Genomic DNA, 7,181 nt, shown 5'->3' with positions numbered 1-7,181 from the left:
GAGTTAACCGTTTCTCCAACAGGCCACATGGCGCTTGAAGTAGGACTCGAACCTACGACCGATCGGTTAACAGCCGATTGCTCTACCAACTGAGCTATTCAAGCACTTTATAGTGCTTAAATATATTATCACATGAATTTAATTATTGCAATACTTTTTTACAAAAAAAGAAGTCAAAATTTGACTTCTAAGCAAGTTCTCCATTTTTACCCCAATTATCATATTCATCAATCGTCATATATTGATGTGATACTGGTATTTTTGTTATCATTTCAATTTCATTCATCATTGCTTTTACAAACTCTTGTTTATAGGATATTTCAATATGATGAAATAATTGACATTCTATTTTCATGCAATCCATTTCTTTACCTTTAAAATACATCACTTGATTGTCTTCAATATGAATCATCAATTGTTCTTCTTTTTTATTTGGTAAAATAGAAATAAATTTGCCTGCACTTTCTTTAAGTGCTTTTTCTTGTTTAAGTGTTAGTGTTTTTGTAGTAGTAAATCTCATAAATGGCATCTTTCTTTCCTCCCGACTTTCTATTATATGTCATGATTCTAAAAAAATGTGACGAATTATGAATTAAATCATTTGAAAAGTTAATTCACCTAATAACCTGATACCTTCAATAATTTTCTCATTTGTTGGGGTAGAAAAATTCATTCTAAAACTATGACATTCCTTGTTATCATCATCTAAAAATGCATGACCTGGCACAACAGCAACATTTTGAGCCAATGCTTTTTTTACAAATTCTTGCATGTTAACATGTTTTGGTAGCGTTACCCATATAAACATGCCGCCCGTTGGTTTTGTATAATGAACATCTTTATGAAAATGCTTTTCCATTTCTTGTAACATAAGATTACATTTATCTTTATATATCTTTTGAATAACAGCAATATGCTCATCCATATCATATTCTGTTAAATATCTTGCCATGACTTTTTGAGCCCACAAATTAGAATGGACATCACTAGCCTGCTTTGCGACTGTAAATTTATTCACAATTTCTGTTGGACCTATGCAACAGGCAATACGCATTCCTGGAGCAATAATTTTAGATAAACTTGCTGCATAAATCACAAATCCATCCTGATCTAAAGATTTAATAGAAGGAATAGCCGTTCCTTCAAATCTTAAATCACCATACGGGTTATCTTCCAAGATAAGCACTTCATATTGTTTAGCCAATGCTAAGACTTGTTGTCTTACTTCAAATGACATTGTCATACCTGTTGGATTCTGAAAGTTTGGAATTAAATATATAAATTTAGGCTTTGGCTGTGCTTGTAATGCTTTTTCTAAGGCTTCAAGGTCTAATTGTCCCTCTTTATACTCAACACCTCTTAAAATAGCTCCTAATGATTTAAAGGCATTCAATGCACCCAAAAAACTAGGATTCTCACAAACAACTACATCCCCCTCATTACATAAACATTTTGCTGCAAATTCCATAATTTGTTGTGATCCAGAAGTGATAAGCATTTTATCACCTAGTCCAAATACTTTTTCATGTCTATTAAAAAATTTCGTAGCAGCTTCAATCAATCCCTTATCACCCTCAGTAATCCCATATTGTAAAACACTAATAGGATCATTTTTAAGAATATCAGCAGATATCTTTTCAATAGCATCAGTTGGAAATGCGTCTGCCGCTGGATTTCCACCCGCAAAACTAATCATATCAGGATCAGCAGTTGCTTTTAATATTTCTCTAATAGCTGACGCTTTTACATTTGACATCCTTTTCGTAAATTCATATTTCATAATCGATACCCCCTCTTTAATTACTCAATATTATACCGCAATTATCTGATAATAACTAGATATTTCTTTTGACAAGTTATATAATAAAGTTAGGTGGTGATCATTATGCAAGTTATATTTGTTGTATTAAATAAAATTGAATGTTTAGAGGATTTGTTAGCTCGTTTAAAGAAGGCAGGGGTAACTGGAGGAACAATCATAGATTCAACAGGCATGGTTAAATCATTAGAAGAATCTGATGATAGTTATTTATTAGGATCGCTTCGTTTATTTTTAGAAAATCCCCGTCCTGATAGTAAAACCATATTCTTCATTGTCAACAATGAACAAGTTGAGCTCGTAAGAAAAACAGTAAGTGATGCACTAGGTGGCATTGATAATCATGATACTGGCATTGTTTTTGGCATTCCAATCAGTTTTGCTGATGGGTTAATAAAAAAATAAGAAAGAAGTTATTGTCATAAAGAGATGACTCATTCTATTGATAAGCAATAGATTATGTCACCTCTTCTTTTTTATGAATCTCTTGATATTGAAGAAAGAACATTTTCTTTTAACTGACTATGAATAGGAAAGAATATTACTGCTATAAAACATATTCCTAATATGAGGATAACCATGCCATGTATCGGAGTCAAAATCATTTCTCCAATGTCTTTAAACCCCATACCTGTTCTCAGTAAACTAACTATATAAAAGCAAATATAAATCATGACAGCCAATAGATAAATAATAATTCCATAAAACAAATGTATAAAATAAAATTGTTTCTTAGTCATTCCAATAGATCTATAAAGTCCAATTTCAGATTTCAATGAAAGAACCTTTATTTTTCTTTGTAAATATGTTAAAACCATTGTTCCTATTAAAAAAATAAAGAAAAATGAACTATCCTTTAAAATCAATTCAATATTTTGAATACTTCTTAATTGTAATTCACTGCTTGTATCATGATAAGAACTATCTGGATATCTTTTTTGCATTTCAAATAATTCTTTTTTTAATTCAAATACCGAAGACTTAGCAGAAATATCAAAATAACATAATTGTTCATGATCTTCAAAGTACTTTTGATATGTTGAGGAATTTGTTATCACTGCAAAATCATAATTAAAAAGTCTTTCTTCTTTTGGTTTTATATTATTAAACTCAATTGTTCCAACAATATTAAATTCTCTATCAATGGATTTCTCTATTGAATCATCGTACGTATTGATATAGGAAATCATGAGATTATTTCCAACTTTCAAATCTATATCCAATATATTATTATCACATTCCAAATGATCTATAGATAATCCATATCCATTTTCATGTACCTGTATACATGGTTTAACAATCAAAATTTCATTATCATTTTCAGGAAAACGTCCTTGAAGATTGTATTTTGTCAAAACATCCTTGACCATATTTTCATTTTCATAATATAGAATTGACATTTTTTGATATAAAGAGGAAGAATGATTTAAACTTCTTAAACGAACCATGCTTTTTTCATTTTCAATTCCCGGCCATGTTGCATAGATTTTTTGACTATGTATAATTTGAGATTCAAGACCATTAATATTTGTTAATTTATTTAAATCTTTTTGTGAGAATACTTCTTGAGAACTTCTTAATATATAATCAAAATCACTTTTCTCTCTTATTGAATTATTTGTATCAACATATGATTCAACTGAAAGATTCATTAAATCCCCAATCATAATTCCAATAAATATAATAACAATCAAAAGAAAGGATACCATTTTATGGTCAGCAAATTCTTTAAATCCTAAAGAAAGAATATTGATTTTCCGTACTTTTCTAACTCTATTTCTTTTAACCTTTTGCTGAATTTTACCAGTCAAAGGAATAGAATATGCCTGAAATGAAGGAATAAATATGCCTATTAATGAAGTTAACAGACTTAAACAAAATTGAATATAAAATGTTTTATTAACTATAAATATAAATGTTCCACCCATCAATTGATAATAAGCATATAAAACAATGGAAGATAAAAACACTCCTATGATTAACCCTATCAGCAAAGCTATAAAAATCAATATTATACCTTCATAAATAACCATTTTTTGGATCTGTTTAGATGTTGTCCCAATTGCTCTCATTAAAACAAAATTTTCAGTTCTTTTTGCCATTGCAGAAACCATTGTTCCTAACACACCTACAAACCCAACACATATAATCATCCTACTCAATATTTTTGTATAATCACCTTCTTCATAACTATTCTTTAAAGGAGAAGTTGATTGCTGATAATATTTATATGTATTTGTGTTAAATAAAATATCTGTTTCTAATTCCTTTTCAATAATTTCATTCCATAAATTTAAATTATCCTGAGAATATAACAAAGCATCATATTGGTTAGATGTTATTTGAGAAGTTATGATATTTCCTAATGATGTATCATAAATTTGTGTATAATTACTGACAATCCCAACAATTTTATATTCCCTTGTTAATTCTTGACCCTGATACATAATTGACAATTCTATAGTCTGATGAATCTTTTGAGGAATACCAAGATTTAAGAATTGATCTTCTTCTAAGACAATTTCGTCTTGTTGATAAGGCATCCTCCCATCTTCTAGATTTAACTTTACAAGTTCCTGAGCAGTCTTATCTAAAGATGACATTGTCCCTACTTTTTGACCTTGATATTGTACATCACCTAAATCATAAATATATCCTATATCAACATCATCTTCTAACTGTTGAATAACTGAATCATTAGAATTTTTAACAACAGCACTCCACAAACCGTATCTCTCATATCTTTCACGGTATCCTATTTCTTCATATGATGCAAAAAGAATAGATATAATTGTTGATAAAACAAATACCATTACTAAAGAGATAAAGACAAACTTATAAAACTTTTTTTGTTTACGAATATTATCATAGGCAATTTTTTGTATATAATTATGCTTAAACATGTTGATCACCTACAATTTGGCCATCTTCTATGGTAATAATACGATCTGCCTTGTTTGCCATCATCGCATCATGCGTAACCATCACTATAGTTTGATTATATCTACGTTGCGATATTTTTAAAAGATCCATAACTTCTTCACTATTCTGTGAATCTAAATTACCTGTTGGCTCATCCAATAAAATAATAGTTGGTTTAGATGCTAAGGCTCGTGCAATCGCAACTCTTTGCTGCTGTCCACCTGACAACTCATCAATATAAGAAAGTTTCTTTTCTTCCAAACCCAACATCCGAATAATATCTTCAACGTATTCAGAATCCTCTTTTCGTCCATCTAAACGCATTGGTAAAATAATGTTCTCATAGACATTTTGACTTGGTATAAGATTGAAAAATTGAAAAACAAAGCCAATCTGTCTTCTTCTTAAAATTGTCAGTTCGTCTTCTTTCAAGTCATATAAAGAGATATCCTGGATGATAACCTCTCCACTATTTGGCTTTTCTAAACCTCCCATAACATGAAGCAATGTTGATTTCCCACTTCCACTTTTCCCAACAATCGTAACAAATGTTCCTTCTTCAATATCCAAATGAATATTCCTTAAAGCATAGACTTCAGTTTCATTTTCTCCATATACCTTACTCACTTGACACATTTTTACAACTGATTTCGTAATTCCCACCTCCTATCTTTATTATGAATAACAATTCTTACATTTTCATGACACTTTAAATTTATTATTCATTTGATAACGTGGAAAAAGAATTTCAAAGACAACGCCATTACGATCATTATAAGCCTGGATACTGCCATGATGTTTTTCAATAATCTCTTTCGATAAAGCCAATCCAATACCAACACCCTGTTGTTTCTTTGTATGATAAAACCTTTCAAAAATATGAGGTAAATCTTTCTCTTGAATAGCTTCACCATCATTATAAATAAACATCTTTAAATATTGCTGATGTTCTAGAAATGTTATATCTATACGACTACAAGTTTGTTCTAATGAATTTTTTAATATATTAGATAAAGCTTCTTGTAACCAACTTTCATCATAATAAAAGCACGTTTCTAATTCTTCAATATGTATCTGAATTCGTGTTTTCTTTATTAAAGGTTGTAAAGACTGCATAGATAATTGTATAACTTCCTGGATAGACTGATACTCAAATTCAAATTCAATTTGACTGCTTTGTAATTTTGCTAATGTTAAAAGACTGTTAATTAAATATTTCATTTTTTCAATCTGCTGATTAATTTCTTCAAAATAATTGTCTTGTATCTTTCCATCTAACAGTAGATCATTATATATAGATATGCTTGTAAGAGGTGTTTTTAACTGATGACAAATATCTTCAATCATTTGACGAAGTTTATCTTTTTCCTGTTGAATAACCTTTTCATAAGCAACCGTTCTTTTTTTTAAACGCATCATTTCATTATACAGTAAACCCAAATCACCATCTTTTATAATTGTTTGTTGATCGTTAGCGGCATAAGCAATCACTTCACGCATTTCACAATATAATTCTTTGACAACATTTTGAAAACTAATATAAAGACTCCCCATTAAAATAATTCCAAGAACAAACATAATATCTCTTGAAAAACCAACCAAATAAATGATAATAAATAAAAACAAAATAATCAAAGCTATATACTTTAATCTTATAAATTCTCTATTATTCGTCTTCATATAGCACCTCTTTATTGAGCCTGTAACCAATTCCTCTCACTGTTTCTATATAAGAATGGCCATGATATATTCCTAATTTATCACGTAACCTTTTGACATGTACTGAAAGTGTATTGTCCTCCACAAAATTATTCTCTTGATCAATGGCTTCTAAAAGTTGGCTCCGTGTCAATACTTGATTCTTATGAATCATTAACATTTTTAAAATATCAAAATCAATAGTAGAAAGATGAACTTCCTGTTTTTCAATAAATACTTCTCTACGTTGTAAATCAATTTGTAAGTTCCCAACTATCATTTTATCCTGTAAAGATTGACTACGTCTTAAAAGAGCTTGTAGTCTTGCATAAAGTTCTTTAATTCGAAATGGTTTTGTCATATAATCATCTCCACCACTATTCAACCCTTTGACTAACATCTCTTCATTATCATTAGCTGTTAAAAAAAGGATTGGTAATTGAGATTGTTTTCTTATATACTCGCAAAGCTCAATTCCATCTCCATCTGGTAATTGAATATCCACTACAAGTATATCAAAAGTCATATGCTGAAACATCCTTATAGCAAGATTATAACAGTCAGCAACTTCTATTTGATAATCTTTCACTTCTAGAGCTGCTTTTAAGGACTTTGCTAATGCTATATCATCTTCTACTATTAATACTTTCTTCATAATTTATTCCCCCTTCATTCTATTATATATTGGTGACACTTTTGTGACAAAAGAAAAAGAACATTTCAGTTCTTTTCGTTTATTTTT

Annotated in this window: 7 protein-coding genes and 1 tRNA gene; 1 reads left to right on the top strand and 7 read right to left on the bottom strand. The window is 29.5% G+C overall.

Going from position 1 to position 7,181, the window contains the following annotated elements; translation table 11 throughout:
• Positions 1 to 28: 28 nt before the first annotated feature.
• The 3 genes from GQF29_RS12570 to GQF29_RS12560 all read right to left on the bottom strand — a co-directional run bounded on the left by GQF29_RS12570 (position 29) and on the right by GQF29_RS12560 (position 1,780).
• Positions 29 to 104: transfer RNA gene (locus tag GQF29_RS12570), tRNA-Asn, on the bottom strand.
• A gap of 83 nt (positions 105 to 187) precedes the next feature.
• The gene (locus tag GQF29_RS12565) at positions 188 to 529 is read right to left on the bottom strand and encodes a hypothetical protein (RefSeq protein WP_008787708.1); all 342 of its coding nucleotides are present in this window, start codon (positions 527 to 529) and stop codon (positions 188 to 190) included.
• A 63-nt stretch (positions 530 to 592) separates the two neighbouring features.
• Entirely contained in the window at positions 593 to 1,780 is a 1,188-nt protein-coding gene (locus GQF29_RS12560; RefSeq protein WP_008787707.1) for an aminotransferase-like domain-containing protein, read from the bottom strand.
• A gap of 105 nt (positions 1,781 to 1,885) precedes the next feature.
• On the opposite strand from GQF29_RS12560, the gene GQF29_RS12555 reads away from it, so the two are divergent.
• Positions 1,886 to 2,224, top strand: coding sequence for a hypothetical protein (locus tag GQF29_RS12555; RefSeq protein WP_054325574.1), 339 nt, complete (start codon positions 1,886 to 1,888; stop codon positions 2,222 to 2,224).
• Between the two features lie 71 nt (positions 2,225 to 2,295).
• On the opposite strand, the gene GQF29_RS12550 is transcribed toward GQF29_RS12555, so the two are convergent.
• The 4 genes from GQF29_RS12550 to GQF29_RS12535 form a co-directional block, all read right to left on the bottom strand.
• On the bottom strand, positions 2,296 to 4,722 hold the full coding sequence (locus GQF29_RS12550; protein ID WP_017143871.1) for an FtsX-like permease family protein: 2,427 nt from the start codon (positions 4,720 to 4,722) through the stop codon (positions 2,296 to 2,298).
• On the bottom strand, positions 4,715 to 5,377 hold the full coding sequence (locus GQF29_RS12545; RefSeq protein ID WP_054325573.1) for an ABC transporter ATP-binding protein: 663 nt from the start codon (positions 5,375 to 5,377) through the stop codon (positions 4,715 to 4,717). The genes GQF29_RS12550 and GQF29_RS12545 overlap by 8 nt, the downstream gene beginning before the upstream one ends.
• A gap of 63 nt (positions 5,378 to 5,440) precedes the next feature.
• Entirely contained in the window at positions 5,441 to 6,421 is a 981-nt protein-coding gene (locus GQF29_RS12540; RefSeq protein WP_008787703.1) for a sensor histidine kinase, read from the bottom strand.
• Entirely contained in the window at positions 6,408 to 7,094 is a 687-nt protein-coding gene (locus GQF29_RS12535; protein ID WP_008787702.1) for a response regulator transcription factor, read from the bottom strand. The genes GQF29_RS12540 and GQF29_RS12535 overlap by 14 nt, the downstream gene beginning before the upstream one ends.
• Positions 7,095 to 7,181 lie beyond the last annotated feature (87 nt).

This window comes from Coprobacillus cateniformis (genome assembly GCF_009767585.1).
GTDB classification, from domain to species: Bacteria; Bacillota_I; Bacilli_A; order Erysipelotrichales; family Coprobacillaceae; genus Coprobacillus; species Coprobacillus cateniformis.
This window is presented reverse-complemented; position numbering and strand designations above follow the sequence as displayed.